Origin of the sequence: Paraburkholderia sp. MM5482-R2, assembly GCF_050436125.1 — a bacterium.
GTDB classification, from domain to species: domain Bacteria; phylum Pseudomonadota; class Gammaproteobacteria; order Burkholderiales; family Burkholderiaceae; genus Paraburkholderia; species Paraburkholderia tuberum.
On sequence record NZ_JBNDLP010000004.1, the window covers coordinates 122,707 to 136,653 of the forward strand.

A 13,947-nucleotide genomic window follows, 5' to 3' on the forward strand; every position below is an offset into this window, starting at 1 on the left:
GTTATCCGAAGAACTCGTTGAGCAGGCGGTTCACCTCCGATGCAGCCTCCATCTGCACCATGTGTCCTTTGCCGTCGATCACGTGCACACGCACCTGAGCGGGCAGCCCCTGCGCGTGCGCGGCCGGAATGATCTGGTCCTGCGCGCCCCAGATCACCAGCGTGCGAGGCGCGAGCGTGTCGAGCCGCTCGCGATAGACGCGGCTTTGCACGCCGCCTTCGAACGCGGACGCAGCAATCTTGCGCAGCGCGTCGTTCACGCCTTCGAGCCGCTTGTACTTGACGATGTCTTCGATCAGTTGCCGCGTGACCAGCGACCCGTCGGCAAAAAGCTTCACCAGATGCGGCTTCAGCGCGTTGCGGCTGCTGCCCTCGACGAATCCTTCGATGTATTCGCGATTGATCTCGTCGCCGAGCCCCGCGCCCGCGATCAATGCCAGCGAGGCGACGCGTTCGGGCGCCTTCGCGGCGACCGTCATCGACACGGCGCCGCCCATCGAATGGCCGACGAGATGCGCGCGCTCGATGCCCCGGTCGTCGAGAAACGCGACCACGCTGTCGGCCAGTTCGTCGAGGCTGCCCGTGTCGACCGCCTTGCCCGACTCGCCATGCCCCGGCAGATCGAGCGCCCACACGGCGCGGTGCGCGGCGAGATCCGCATGATTGAAGAGCCAGTTGTTCAGATCGCCGCCGAAGCCGTGGATCAGCACCGCGGGTGTGCCGCCGTCGCCGATCTTCAGGTAACGCACGGTGCGCCCGCCGATCTGCGCCTTTTCCGGCTGCGGTCCGGCCTCCGCCGTGTCCGTGGTGGCCGGCACGAAGTCGCGCTGGAACGCCTCGACCGCCGCATCGATGTCGGCCTCGGAGCTCGCTTCGTCGGCGACGACGCCGAGCAGCGCGCCGATCGGCAGCGTGTCGCCCTGCCGCGCGATCTGCCTGCGCAGCGTGCCGTCGAAAGCGCACTCGACGCCCGACGAAATCTTGTCGGTCTCGACATCAAGTATCTCGTCGCCCTTCGCGACTTTTTCGCCAACCTCCTTCAGCCAGCCGTTGACCTGTCCCTGCTCCATCGACAGCCCCCACTTGGGCATCGTGATCATGTGAATCGGCATTGCTCAGCTCCTCACTTTCCGCACGGCCACGGCGATGTTCTCCGCGGACGGGATATACAGATCTTCGAGCACGCCTGCGAAAGGCGCGGGCGTATGCGGCGCGGTCACGAGTTCGATCGGCGCCTTCAGCGAATGGAACGCGCGCTGCGCGACCAGCGCGGCGATATCGGTCGCAATCGAGCAGCGCGGATTCGCCTCGTCGACCACGACGACGCGCCCGGTGCGCTCGGCGCTTTCCAGGATCGTTTCCTCGTCGAGCGGGGAGGTCGTGCGCAAATCGATCACCTCGACCTGGATGCCCTCTTTCGCGAGCTTTTCGGCGGCATCCGTCGCGTGGTGAACCATCCGGCCATAGGTCACGATGGTCGCGTCGTCGCCTTCGCGCACCACGTTCGCTTCGCCGAACGGAATCGCATACGACTCTTCCGGCACGTCGCCCTCGCGGCCATACAGCAGCTTGTGCTCGCAGAAGATGACCGGGTCGTTGTCGCGAATCGCCTGGATCAACAGGCCCTTCGCGTCGTACGGCGTCGACGGGCACACCACTTTCAGGCCGGGGATATGGGTGAACATCGACGTCAGCATCTGCGAGTGCTGCGCGGCCGCGCGCAGGCCAGCGCCCTGCATCGTGCGAATCACGACTGGCGTCAGCGCCTTGCCGCCGAACATATAGCGAAACTTCGCGGCCTGATTGAAGATCTGGTCGAAGCACACGCCCATGAAATCGATGAACATCAGCTCGGCGACGGGCCGCATGCCGCATGCGGCCGCGCCGACCGCGGCGCCGATGAAGCCGCCTTCGGACAACGGCGTGTCGAGCACGCGCCCCGGATACTTGTGAAAGAGTCCTTTCGTCACGCCGAGCACACCGCCCCACGCATCCTGTTCGCCTGGGGACCCAGCGCCCCCCGCGTTGTCCTCGCCCATCACGATGACGGTTTCGTCGCGCGCCATCTCCTGGCTCAGCGCTTCGTTGATCGCCTGAGAAAACGTGATCTTCCTTGCCATGACTGTCTCCTGTCGATCGGAGTTAGCGCTTTAGCTGTCGAACAGAGTTGGCGCTTTAGCGCTTACTCTGGTCCCATGCAACGCACTTATTCCGATCCCATGTAAAGCTGAAGATTGAATGGTTTCGCGCCGCGGGTTACGGATAGGACACGTAGACGTCGGTCAGCAGGTCGGCGGCCGTCGGCAGAGGCGCGGCCTTCGCTTCGGTCACCGCGCCGTCGATCAACTGCTTCACCGTGGCATCGATGCCGCGCAGTTCGTCGGTGCTGAGCATTTCGGCGCGCACCACGCGCTCCTCGAAACGCTTCAGGCAGTCCTTTTCGTCGCGCAGCTTCTGCACTTCGCCGGGCGCGCGATACGTTTGCGCATCGCCCTCGAAGTGACCGAAATAGCGCGACAGCTTCACTTCGACGAGCGTCGGGCCACCGCCGCCGCGCGCCCGCTCGATCGCGGCGCCGAGCGCCTCGTGCACCGCGAAGAAATCGAAGCCGTCGACGATCACGCCGGGCATGCCAAAGCCGCTCGCGCGGTCGGCGATGTTGTCGGCCGCGACCGACCACGTCGACGAGGTCGCCTCCGCATAGCCGTTGTTCTCCGCGACGAAGATCGCCGGCAGGCGCCAGACGGAAGCGAGATTCATCGATTCGAAGATCACACCCTGGTTCGACGCACCGTCGCCGAAGAAGCACACGCCGACGCCGCCGGTCTTCCTGAGCTTCGCGGCGAGTGCGGCGCCGCACACGAGCGGACCGCCCGCGCCGACGATCCCGTTGGCGCCGAGCATCCCTTTCGACAGATCGGCGATATGCATCGAGCCGCCCTTGCCGCGGCACACGCCGGTGCTGCGGCCGTAGATTTCGGCCATCATGCCGGGCACGTCGACGCCCTTCGCGATGCAGTGGCCATGACCACGGTGCGTGGTGGCGACATAGTCCGCGTCGTTCAGATGCATCATCGTGCCGACCGCCGACGCTTCCTCGCCGGCATACAGATGCACGAAGCCGGGTATCTCGCCGGTGGCGAATTCGACGTGCAGGCGCTCCTCGAACTCGCGGATCGTGCGCATCATCCGGTACGCTTCCAGCAGCTTTTCCTTGCTCAACTGCGTCGATACAGACATGGTGTGTCTCCAGGGAATGATCTCGATGGTCACTGCTACTTCAGCCAGCTTTGCTTCAGGCGTTCGCTTCCTCCTGAGTTGATTACCTCCGACGCGCCGCCGCTTCGCGCATCAACTGCCGCGACGCGCAATAGCGCAGCGTGCGGCCGACATCGACGGTGAGCGGTCCCGCCCAGTCGAGCGCGATCTCGTAGCGGTCGTCGCGTTCGAGCTCGATCTCGCGCTCGCCGTCGAAGGCGAGCGTCCCTTGTTCGGTATGCAGCGGCGTCCAGCAGCCCGCTTCGAAGCGCTCGCAGGTGCGCATCGTCACCCGATCGACACGGCCCGGCGCGAGCGGCGCGAAGATCGGCATGCCGGATTCGCCCGCGCGCGCGAACGTCAGATGCAGCCCGTACGGCGCGCCGCGCTCGACCGGCGCCCACGCCCCGCCGATCGACGACAGGCCGATACCATCCGGCGCCGCGAAGGTCAGAAACAGCGCTTCGATATCAGCCGGCTCGCAGACGGCTCGCGCACCGACGAAACGCTGCCGGCTCACGCACACATCGACCAGCGCGATTTCCTCGCGCCCCTTGTTCGGGCCCGCGACGCAACGGACCACGAGACGCTTGTTGCGCGTCAGCGCGACCTCGGGCGGCACGAGCCCCGAAGCGGCGAGCGCGCCCGCGAGGCCCGCCACCGTCGCTTCGCGCAGTTCCGGAAACGCGTTGTTGGTACCCGTCGACAGCGTCAGCAGCGGCACCTCGCCGCAATGCGCGGCAACCGCGCGATGCGTGCCGTCGCCGCCGAGCACCGCGATCAGATCGACACCCAACCCGACCATCCGCGCGACACCCGCATGGGTGTCGGCCGCGCTGTCCGTGATCGGCAGTTCGAGAAATTCGACGGTCGGCCAAGGCTGCGGCTCGGCCACGGCCGCGTGCGTTTCAAGCGCACGCAGTACCAGTGCAGCGACACCGGTCCGGTCGCGCAAGGTCAGCACGCGAGCGACGCCGAGCATGCCGAGGCCCGCGAGCAGGCGCACGACCATGTTCGCCTTCTCGGCGGTCGGAAACACCGAAGCGTGCGTGGTGAGGCGTCGAATATCACGGCCCGATGCCGGGTTCGCGATCACGCCGACGGTGATGGGTGATGACACTGGCTTGTCTCCTGTGCGCGAGTAGCGAAGCGACTTGCTGTGATGAAGCGCGCTTGCTTTCGCGTTTGCTTGTCTGCCAGCGATACTGCAAAGGTCGGGCCAGTTGCTTGTGCGTCGTGCGCACGCGCCGAAAGCGCCGTATTCACGGGGTGGACGCGGAGGTCGAACGTTCGCGGCCGCTTTCATCGGACCTGCGCCGCGCAGTTCACTGTGTCTCACGGGCCCGTCCCGCGACGTGGTGCGCGGCTCACAGCACGTCGCGACGCTTGCGCGGTACCGCGCCAGACAAGGGTTTGCTCGATGCGACCAGCGTCTCGCTCATCGCTGAGACGTTCGTCTCACGCCCCTGACGTGCTGCGCCGCAATGTGATCGCTCAGTGTGGATGTGCTACAAGACAGGGACGCGCCCTACTCGGTGTCGCTCGCCTGGAGCCGGCCATGCCCTATGTTTCTCAAACGCAGCACGTCGATCGCGTACGCGGGGCCATCGAAGGACGCTTGCCGGCCCCTGCCAATTCGTCGCGCCTCGTGTCGTCGTGGCAGCGTTCGTACGAGCAGTACCGGCTCGACCCCAGTTCGGTGATCGGCCCGCGCGTGCTGACGTCCGCCGAACTGCGCGAAGTCCAGGGCAAGGAGGAAGCCTTTCTGCGCGCCTCGGGCCAGTGCCTGACGCGGCTGCACGAAATGATTCGTGTCGCCGACTATTGCGTGATGCTGTCCGACGCGCACGGCGTCACGATCGACTATCGGATCGACCGCGACCGGCGCAACGATTTCAAGCATGCGGGGCTGTATATCGGCTCGTGCTGGTCCGAGCGCGAAGAAGGCACCTGCGGCATCGCGAACGTACTCACCGATCTCGCGCCGATCACCGTGCACAAGACCGATCACTTCCGGGCCGCGTTCACGACGCTCACGTGCAGCGCTTCGCCGATCTTCGCGCCGACCGGCGAATTGATCGGCGTGCTCGATGCATCGGCGATTCGATCTCCCGACAACCGCGACAGCCAAGGGCTGGTTTTTCAGCTGGTGCGGCAAAGCGCGAGTTTGATCGAGGATGGTTACTTTCTGAATCAGACCGCGCAGCACTGGATCCTCTTCGGCCATCAAAGCCGCCATTTCGTCGAAGCACAGCCCGAAGCACTGATCGCATTCGACGAATGCGGCAACATCGCCGCCGCGAACCGCAAGGCGCACGAGAGCATCGCGGGGCTCGACGGGCCGCGTCACATCGACGAGATATTCGACACGTCCGAGGTCCGTCTGCACGACGTCGCGCGCACCGACATGATCGTGGCGCTGCGGCTGCGCGCGACCGGCGCGATGCTGTATGCCCGCATTCGCGCGCCGATGAGACGCGCGGCTCGCCCGCTCCTCGCGACACGGCCGGCCGATCCGCATGCGGACAGCAGCATCGGCGCGATGAGCCGCTTTTTGCACAGCTCGGACGAACGGATCGCGCGCAACGCGCAAGTCGCATTGCGGATCGCCGGCAAGCGGCTCCCGGTTCTGCTGCTCGGCGAAACCGGTGTCGGCAAGGAGGTGTTCGCGCGCGCGGTGCACGACTCGGGTTCGCGGCGCACGCGGCCGTTCGTCGCCGTGAATTGCGGCGCGATTCCGGAGCCGCTGATCGAGAGCGAGCTGTTCGGTTATGCGCCTGGCGCGTTCACCGGCGCGCGCAGTCGCGGCGCGCGCGGCAAGATCGCCCTCGCGCATGGCGGCACGCTGTTTCTCGACGAAATCGGCGACATGCCGCTCGGCCTGCAAACACGCCTGCTGCGTGTACTCGCCGAGGGCGAAGTGGTGCCGCTTGGCGGCGATACGCCGGTGCGCGTCGATATCGACGTGATCTGCGCGACGCACCGCGATCCGATGCAGATGGTCGAAGCTGGATCGTTCCGCGAAGATCTCTACTATCGCCTGAGCGGCGCAACGCTGCGCATACCGCCGCTGCGCGAGCGCACCGATATCCGCGATGTGATCGATACGGTGTTCAACGAGGAAGCCCAGGCGGCCACGCATGTGCTGATGCTCGATCCGCAATTCGCCGGGCGTCTTGCCGCTTTTTCGTGGCCCGGCAACATCCGGCAACTGCGCAACGTGCTGCGATATGCGTGCGCGGTCTGCGATTCGGCTCGCGTCGAGTTGCGGCACGTATCGCCGGACTTCGCGGCGCAACTCGCGCCCGCCGTCACGCCGGCGCTCGCGGCGAACTCAACGTCGCCGGCCAGCGCCGACGACGAGCGGGCACGGATCGTCGCGGCACTCACGCGTTGCCAGTGGCGGCCTAACGCCGCCGCGCTGGCATTAGGCATATCGCGCGCGACGCTGTACCGGCGCATCGCGCGGCTGGGCATCGTCGGGCCGCATCGCACATAAGCGGCATTGCGATCGCCCGTCTGAGTCTGCCGCTGTGCAGACAGCGTCCGATTCCCACGCCCTCACCCGCAGAGTGAAATCTTTTCGCGGTTCGTCCATCGCGAGCGAAAAGATTTTATTTCGGCACAACCCTGCTCCCATGCGCAGTTTGTGCCGACAGACAGGCATGACTTGCCGGACTCAGTGATCGGTCGCAACGCGAGACCACCCACGACCGCGCATCGAATGTCCTGAACGGCTCACGCGACGCACTCGCGACCCGAAGGACTCCCCAACTTCTCTCCGGATTCCTTGCGGGCCGCCCTCGCGGCAGCTCGCGCTATTGTCATGATTGCGCGACGTCAATTTCTTGGTTGTCTCACTGCGCTCGGCGGAAGCGTCGTATTGAGCGCGTGCGGCGGTGGTGGTGGTGGTGGTGATAGCGGTACTGCGGATGCCGGCGGCTCTTCCACGGGCAATTCCACGAACCCGTCGAGCACGACGGCGGCACCCTCTACGGGCACGGCAACCTCCGGTATCGCGACCTCGACGGGCACGACCAGTTCCGGTACTACGACTTCGACTGGCGGCACGACGACGGTGGCGAACGGCTCGTCGCCGACCGCCTCGACTGGAACGGCCTCCACCGGTACGTCCGGCTCGACCTCGGGCGACAGTTCTGGCGCTCCATCGGATCCGAACTCGGGGTCACCCGGCAACACATCGAACGCTTCGCCACAGAACACCACCATCCCCCCGGCGACGGTGATTATCGACAGCCAGAACGCGTCGTGGACCCTGGTCGGCGGATCTGTCTACAGGAACGGTGTCGCGGCGGGCAACACCTACAACGTCTCGTTGATACTCTGGTACGGGGGTACGATCTATCACGAGGGAACCGGCGGCCAATTTTACGGATGGAATGGTTCGGGATGGCAGTCGTGCAATGACCCACGTTTGGGCGGCACCTCCGCCGACGGCACCATGATCCCGCCCGCGTCGTATCTGATCGACAAGGTCGGCACGATATGGACCGTCGTGAACGGTGTCGTGTACCGCAATCGGAGTGCCGTCGGCACGATGTCGAATGCTGCGCTTCTGCTGTGGTACGGCGGCAAGTTCTGGGCACAATCGACCGGCGGTCAGTTCTACGTGTGCGCCGATGCGGATGAATGGTTGCCGTGCAACGATCCGCGCATCGCGACCGCGGCGCCGGCCGGCTCGTTTCACGGTATCAACGGGCATTACGATTATTTGTATTCCACATCGCAACTCGTGTCGATCATGCAAGCCCTGGGCTGCTCGACGTACCGGCTCAGCTGTACCGACTACGCACCGCAACTCGCCGCGGTCGTGGCGTTGGCACAAGCATTCCAGCCAGCGGGCTTTACCCTTTTCGTGCTGATCGATGCCGGCATCTACGACGGTAACGGCAACCTGTTCACGAGCGAATCGACCGCCTACACACGCGGCTTCAATTGCGCGGTAACTGTCGCGACGGCGTTGCAACCCTACGGCGTGACCCTGTATGAATGCGGCAACGAACTGACGCGCGCGAACGGAATCATTCTCGACTCCACCAACGCAGGAACGAGCGTCGTCGACTTCAACAATGCGAACTGGCCGCTGATGCGCGGCGTGATGCGCGGCATGATCGACGGGGTCAAGTCGGTGCAGGCGGATGCTAAATGCGGCGTCAACTTTTGCGTCGCGGACACCGGCGCATCCGACGCTCTGTGGGATGGCAAGCAGCCCGATGGCACGAGCGGCCATCCGACCGTCAGGTGGGACTTGACTACGTGGCACAACTACGAGGTGTACGGCGACATCTTCGATATCGGCTCCGACGGGTCCGGCCCGGGCTTCGATTTGCCCACCTATTGCAAGGCCCGATATGGCGTCCCCTTCGTGATCTCGGAATGGAACACAGGACCGGAGAAGACCGAGGCGTACCGGGCCAACTACATCACGTCGCGCCTGCTCACTTACTATCAGGCGAGAAAGACGAAGAACATTCAATCGGCGATGTATTACGAGCTCGATAGCGGGGACGCAACTTACGGTCTGGTGATCAACGGCACGGCGCTTGGGCTTCCGTACAATGCGTTCGCGAGTTTTGTCGCGAGCCATCCCGATAGCTGAGCGTCCGCACTCGCTGAGTCCGCGCGCTGCCTACGGTCGATCCGACCGGCGCGAGACGTTGACGGATAACCCGTCCCGGCCGAGACCGCGATAGGTCTCCTAGCCCGGGGCGACGAGTTGCGAGTCAGGCGACCTCTGTTGCAACGCGGCTGTGTCCGTGCACCACATTACGCCCACAGCCGCATCGCTACAGCGCACGATTCGTGCAATCAGAAGATCAGAACTGGTGTCGCAGGCCCACGGTGACCGCGACCTGCGTGCCCGTCGACGATGGCGAGAGGGTATTGATCATCGCATCTGCGAGCACGGAGTCCGCCGGCGCGCCATGAACATGCTGATAGACCCCTTCCAGGTACACGTCGGTACGCTTGCTCAACGAATAGTCGGTCTGCAGCATGACCGAATTCCATTTTGGAGAGGCCTTCGTGGCCCCCTGGTTGTAAGCACCGTCAGTGAACGTATAGGCACCGGATACGCTCCACGCAGACGTCACCGAGTAGTGTGCGTTCACCTCGTAATTGTCCAATCGCAGATTACCGCCAAGCGGTAGATAGCTGCCGAGGCCCAGCGAGATGACGCCCGCCATGTTGTCGATCTGAGTATGGCTCCACACGAATCCGACAGTTGCGGGGCCGAACGTGTAATTGCCGCCGGCGCCCCAGATACGCTGGCGCTCCGCGATGAAGTTCGCGCTGCCGTCGCCCTGCGCGATTGCCCCATTCGGATTCGTGGCCGATACGCCACCGCCTGCGTTATTGAACTGCAGGTACCCGCCAGCAAGATTCACCGGGCCCTGCGCATAACCTACGCTAAAGCCGTACGCGCGATTGTCAGCGAATCCTCCCGCCTTGTTGCTGAACGAATACATGCCTTCGAACGTCACGCCGGCATAGGTCGGGCTCACATACTTGACCGAGTTGTTGACGACCACCGAATCAGCCGCCAGGTTGTCGTTCTCGAACGGGTGTGCGGCGAGGTTGCCACCCCACGTGTTGCTCCCCGCGGTGATCGGTCCGAGCTGGTCGTTCAGCACATCGAACTGGCGGCCCAACGTCACGGTGCCGAGATTGTCGCTTTGCAACCCGACCCAGGCCTGAGAACCGAAGGCGTCACCCGGAAAGGCCTGGCTACCGTTGTTTAGATTGAAGCCCTGCTCGAGTTTGAAGATCGTACGAACACCACCTCCCAGATCTTCGGTACCCTTGAGGCCAAACACCGTATTCTGCGTGGAGCTGGTCGCCATTTGCCAATTGCTATGACCGGCCTGGTTGTTGGTATAGATGAGTCCCGTGTCGATAAGACCGTACAGGGTCACGCTGTTTTGCGCATACGCGGAAACCGAAAATGCGCCGAGGACCCCAATTGCCAGCAAGGTTTTTTTCATGTCTTATGCCCCATTTGCGATTACAGAAAAATAGAACAGCTTTTTCTTAATTGGAGTTCCATCCCGGGACATTCCACCTGGGATGGTCAGCTCGCGCCGATCTGCTTCTAAATCGAAATGTGCTTTCCAAGCGCATCAAACAAGCAGAATGGCCACTAGCTGACCGGCGGTCGCAATCACGATCGCCAGATCAACCGGATTGGCCAGAAGAAATCCGAGAAAATCTGAATCGACGGCGCGCGTGCGCCACATCCCGACAAAGCCGACCGACAGAATCAGCCCGAATAAAAAGTCGAATCCGAATCCTGCGGCGAGCCATCTGTTATGCCTGACGACAGGTTCGGCGAATGCGAACATTGCCAAAAAGGCGATTTGCGATATGAGAACAACCAGTACGACGACATGCTGCTGATTATTCTTTTTCATCGGCTGGCGGAAATCCGGTTGCTCGAACCCGGCACGACCTCCTCGCTCGTCCGGGCGAGCTTCGGCAGTACCGGCGGCCACCCCCGCGAACGGAAAGTGACCGTCGTACCCGCTCCATCCGCGGCGCAACCGTTATTCGACCGCCTCGCCATGCAGCACCAGGTCCAGTCCTTCGCGCTCTTCTTCCTCGGCGACACGCAACCCCATCACTGCGTCGATTGCCTTGAGCAGAACAAACGAGACCACCCCGCTGTAGATCAGCGTCGTCGCGACACCCTTGAGTTGCAGCATCACGTCACCGTCCGCGCCGCCGATGTCCTTGACCGCGAACACGCCGGTCAGCAGCGCACCGACGATCCCGCCCACGCAGTGCACGCCGAACGCGTCGAGCGAATCGTCGTAACCGAGCTTGTGCTTGAGCCACGTGGCCGCCCAGAAGCAGACCACACCCGCGACGATACCGATCACGAGCGCGCCGAGCGTGCCGACGAAGCCCGACGCCGGCGTAATCGCCACCAGACCCGCGACCGCGCCCGACACGATACCGAGCACCGACGGCTTGCCCTTGGCTGCCCATTCGGCGAACATCCACGCGAGCGCCGCCGCGGCGGTCGCCACCTGCGTCGCGAACATCGCGAAGCCGGCACGGCCGTCCGCTGCCACGGCCGAACCCGCGTTGAAGCCGAACCAGCCGACCCACAGCATCGCGCCACCGATCAGCGTGAGCGTCAGGTTGTGCGGCGCCATCGCTTCCTTGCCATAGCCGACGCGCTTGCCGAGCACCAGACAGCAGACCAGGCCCGCGATACCGGCGTTGATGTGCACCACCGTGCCGCCCGCGAAGTCGAGGATGCCCGCGCTAGCCAGCCAGCCGCTCGGCTCCCACACCATGTGCGCGATCGGCGAGTAGACGATGATCGACCACAGCGTCATGAACACCAGCATCGCCGAGAACTTCATGCGGTCCGCGAACGCACCGGTGATCAGCGCCGGCGTGATGATCGCGAAGGTCATCTGGTAGACGAAGTAGACCGTCTCGGGGATCGTCGGCGCGAGGTGGCTGACGGTCAGCGTCGTGGCCTTGTCGCCCTTGATGTAGTTCATGCCCGTCATGAACACGCGCGAGAAGCCGCCGATGAACGAGCTGCCAGGCGTGAACGCGAGGCTGTAGCCCACCACGGTCCAGACGATCGTCACGACACAGGTGATCGCGAAGCTTTGCATCAGCGTCGCAAGCACGTTCTTCTTGCGGACCATGCCGCCGTAGAACAGCGCGAGACCCGGGATAGTCATGAACAGCACCAGCGCGGTGGAGGTCAGCATCCACGCGGTGTCGCCGGAGTTGATCTTCGATGAATCGACCGAGAACGGTGCGGTCGGGGCGGCCGGTGCCGCTGGAGCCGCGGACGCTTGCGCGACCGGCACGGAGGCGGCCGCGGGCGCCGAGGCGTCTTGCGCGAATGCGGAGCCCAGCCCGCCGGCGAGCAATGAGCCGGCCATCAACAACGTCATCAACAGTTTGCGCATCTTTCTTTCCTCTTATCCCAGTGTTTTTTTATAGGGCGTCGGCGCCGGTCTCGCCGGTGCGGATCCGAATCACCTGTTCGATCGGCGTCACGAAGATCTTCCCGTCACCAATCTTTCCGGTACGCGCCGCACGCTCGATCGCCTCGATAGCCTGATCGACGATGTCGTCCGGGACGGCGACCTCGATCTTCACTTTCGGCAGGAAATCGACGACGTACTCCGCGCCCCGATACAGTTCGGTGTGCCCTTTCTGACGCCCAAAACCCTTCACCTCCGTAACCGTGATTCCAGAGACGCCAAGCGATGACAAGGCTTCTCGAGCCTCATCAAGCTTGAATGGCTTGATGACCGCACTGATTAGTTTCAATTTGCCTCTCCGTTGACCGTCGATCCCGATGTTGGCCGCGAATGACCGTGGCTCAGCGCGGAGACGTTCAAAGCAACTGTCATGCCATTTGCACTGCGGGTACTGGAGCGGGGAGTTATCGGAGGAGCCGAACTTCGGGTCCTTCAGCGGTCAGATGGATGTTATGAGGAAGGGAGCGGGATTGGGCGGCAGCACTGTCAGAAGGCTTCTTGGCGGAATGCGGTGTACAGATGGAATGTACCCAGGCACCATGTGCGAGCGCGTTTTCCTGTCGTCCGTCCAATCGGGGGCATGCGTGCACGGTTCTGCCGCTTGTCATTACATATTCATTAATCGAAGCTTCCAGGTTTCCACTCGCACGCCCGACGCTCGCGGAGCGTTCAAGAGGTCGAGCGCAACTCCGCCGTAATAACGTGCAAAGTACGGGGCGTACTTCCGCGACCCGGAGGGAAACAGGATTTGCGTTTGTTGTCACGATCCCGTGACTCCGTAGCATTCGCAAAGCCCCGAACACGCTATACACCGGCCTATTTTCGAAGCGGTACCCGCTTCGACTTGAAAATTGCCGTCGAGGCGGCGCGAGCGGTCCACGGGATCGGGTCGGCTACTGTTCAGTGAACCTAACATTCGGTTGACTTCCCGAGGCATTCGTCACCCCCGATGATCCCGTCGAGGGCTTCCATTCAGCAAGTCAGTCGTTAGCCGAGGTAATCTTGATGAACGGCCTGAGTTCAGGATTTGAGAGAGCGAGAAGATTGAGCGTCGCCCCGCCGAACCGACGCGCGAACTCATCGTCCAGCGTATTGTTGTAGTCGGCCACCGGCAGTTCTAAAGGAAACTGTCGCGTGGTAACCGCCAGCACCTTTTCAACCTCAAGCGTATAGGAGACCAGTGCCTGCTTTTCCTCCGACCACATGACCACGACACATCGCTTTTGGGGGTGAGTTGCCATTCAATATCTTCTGCATCGTTGATGGTTCTGAAATGCTCTCTGCGAGCACACATCCATGAATCTCTGCCCACCCATTGCCATCCGATAGGCAGTGCATTCGTCCATGTCTCGTTCGTACTGCGCGTGGCATTCTGCCTCGTGCGCTTCGCTCACTCCGCGCGCCGCGATGCTCTGCACATCGTCGCTTATCGCGTCCGGTGTGTACTTGAACGGCTGCGCATTGTCGAAGTTCTGCGGCACGCGTGGGGTGTCGCGGTAGAGCGACCTTAGCATGTCCGCATTGGCCGGTTTCTGCGCGCGCATGGCGGCTGAGCGGGAAGCCTTTTCCCGCTGCTGCCGTATCGCCTGCACGCAGCCCATCATTCTTCTTTGGAACGGTTTCTGTATCGCGCGGGAGACCTGTCGCACAGCCAC

Annotated in this window: 12 protein-coding genes; 2 read left to right on the top strand and 10 right to left on the bottom strand. The window is 63.3% G+C overall.

The genetic code is table 11. From position 1 onward, the window contains the following. Nucleotide 1 precedes the first annotated feature (1 nt). The 4 genes from OKW37_RS36625 to OKW37_RS36640 form a co-directional block, all read right to left on the bottom strand. Nucleotides 2–1,111, bottom strand: coding sequence for an acetoin dehydrogenase dihydrolipoyllysine-residue acetyltransferase subunit (locus OKW37_RS36625; RefSeq protein WP_429402370.1), 1,110 nt, complete (start codon nucleotides 1,109–1,111; stop codon nucleotides 2–4). Nucleotides 1,112–1,114: 3 nt separating this feature from the next. Then, nucleotides 1,115–2,119 (bottom strand): alpha-ketoacid dehydrogenase subunit beta, encoded by a 1,005-nt coding sequence (locus OKW37_RS36630; RefSeq protein WP_184058847.1) that lies wholly within the window; start codon nucleotides 2,117–2,119, stop codon nucleotides 1,115–1,117. A 136-nt stretch (nucleotides 2,120–2,255) separates the two neighbouring features. Beyond that, nucleotides 2,256–3,239 (bottom strand): thiamine pyrophosphate-dependent dehydrogenase E1 component subunit alpha, encoded by a 984-nt coding sequence (locus OKW37_RS36635; RefSeq protein WP_184058848.1) that lies wholly within the window; start codon nucleotides 3,237–3,239, stop codon nucleotides 2,256–2,258. Between the two features lie 82 nt (nucleotides 3,240–3,321). After that, the gene (locus OKW37_RS36640; protein ID WP_429510092.1) at nucleotides 3,322–4,377 is read right to left on the bottom strand and encodes an ATP-NAD kinase family protein; all 1,056 of its coding nucleotides are present in this window, start codon (nucleotides 4,375–4,377) and stop codon (nucleotides 3,322–3,324) included. A 438-nt stretch (nucleotides 4,378–4,815) separates the two neighbouring features. Here OKW37_RS36640 and OKW37_RS36645 point away from each other — a divergent pair, with 438 nt between their 5' ends. Further along, a complete protein-coding gene (locus OKW37_RS36645) occupies nucleotides 4,816–6,756 on the top strand; it encodes a sigma-54-dependent Fis family transcriptional regulator (RefSeq protein WP_187611871.1) in 1,941 nt (646 codons plus the stop codon). 327 nt (nucleotides 6,757–7,083) lie between these two features. After that, a complete protein-coding gene (locus OKW37_RS36650) occupies nucleotides 7,084–8,877 on the top strand; it encodes a hypothetical protein (RefSeq protein WP_429402369.1) in 1,794 nt (597 codons plus the stop codon). A 217-nt stretch (nucleotides 8,878–9,094) separates the two neighbouring features. Here the strand turns inward: OKW37_RS36650 and OKW37_RS36655 are convergent, their stop codons facing one another. The 6 genes from OKW37_RS36655 to OKW37_RS36680 form a co-directional block, all read right to left on the bottom strand. Continuing rightward, the gene (locus OKW37_RS36655) at nucleotides 9,095–10,261 is read right to left on the bottom strand and encodes a porin (RefSeq protein WP_184058858.1); all 1,167 of its coding nucleotides are present in this window, start codon (nucleotides 10,259–10,261) and stop codon (nucleotides 9,095–9,097) included. Nucleotides 10,262–10,396: 135 nt separating this feature from the next. Continuing rightward, complete coding sequence (locus OKW37_RS36660) at nucleotides 10,397–10,768, bottom strand: hypothetical protein (protein ID WP_260321070.1); 372 nt, start codon at nucleotides 10,766–10,768, stop codon at nucleotides 10,397–10,399. Between the two features lie 51 nt (nucleotides 10,769–10,819). Beyond that, nucleotides 10,820–12,214, bottom strand: a complete 1,395-nt coding sequence (locus OKW37_RS36665) for an ammonium transporter (protein ID WP_429402368.1) — start codon at nucleotides 12,212–12,214, stop codon at nucleotides 10,820–10,822. Between the two features lie 28 nt (nucleotides 12,215–12,242). After that, on the bottom strand, nucleotides 12,243–12,581 hold the full coding sequence (locus tag OKW37_RS36670) for a P-II family nitrogen regulator (protein WP_026226100.1): 339 nt from the start codon (nucleotides 12,579–12,581) through the stop codon (nucleotides 12,243–12,245). 691 nt (nucleotides 12,582–13,272) lie between these two features. Then, complete coding sequence (locus tag OKW37_RS36675) at nucleotides 13,273–13,533, bottom strand: hypothetical protein (protein ID WP_187613074.1); 261 nt, start codon at nucleotides 13,531–13,533, stop codon at nucleotides 13,273–13,275. After that, entirely contained in the window at nucleotides 13,534–13,896 is a 363-nt protein-coding gene (locus OKW37_RS36680; RefSeq protein WP_429402367.1) for a hypothetical protein, read from the bottom strand. Between the last annotated feature and the right edge of the window lie 51 nt (nucleotides 13,897–13,947).

What these genes read in the sequence shown, in the direction of transcription:
- OKW37_RS36625 (WP_429402370.1), bottom strand. Translation starts at nt 1,111, where the DNA reads ATGCCGATTCACATGATCACGATGCCCAAGTGGGGGCTGTCGATGGAG.
- OKW37_RS36630 (WP_184058847.1), bottom strand. Translation starts at nt 2,119, where the DNA reads ATGGCAAGGAAGATCACGTTTTCTCAGGCGATCAACGAAGCGCTGAGC.
- OKW37_RS36635 (WP_184058848.1), bottom strand. Translation starts at nt 3,239, where the DNA reads ATGTCTGTATCGACGCAGTTGAGCAAGGAAAAGCTGCTGGAAGCGTAC.
- OKW37_RS36645 (WP_187611871.1), top strand. Translation starts at nt 4,816, where the DNA reads ATGCCCTATGTTTCTCAAACGCAGCACGTCGATCGCGTACGCGGGGCC.
- OKW37_RS36650 (WP_429402369.1), top strand. Translation starts at nt 7,084, where the DNA reads ATGATTGCGCGACGTCAATTTCTTGGTTGTCTCACTGCGCTCGGCGGA.
- OKW37_RS36655 (WP_184058858.1), bottom strand. Translation starts at nt 10,261, where the DNA reads ATGAAAAAAACCTTGCTGGCAATTGGGGTCCTCGGCGCATTTTCGGTT.
- OKW37_RS36665 (WP_429402368.1), bottom strand. Translation starts at nt 12,214, where the DNA reads ATGCGCAAACTGTTGATGACGTTGTTGATGGCCGGCTCATTGCTCGCC.
- OKW37_RS36675 (WP_187613074.1), bottom strand. Translation starts at nt 13,533, where the DNA reads ATGGCAACTCACCCCCAAAAGCGATGTGTCGTGGTCATGTGGTCGGAG.
- OKW37_RS36680 (WP_429402367.1), bottom strand. Translation starts at nt 13,896, where the DNA reads ATGATGGGCTGCGTGCAGGCGATACGGCAGCAGCGGGAAAAGGCTTCC.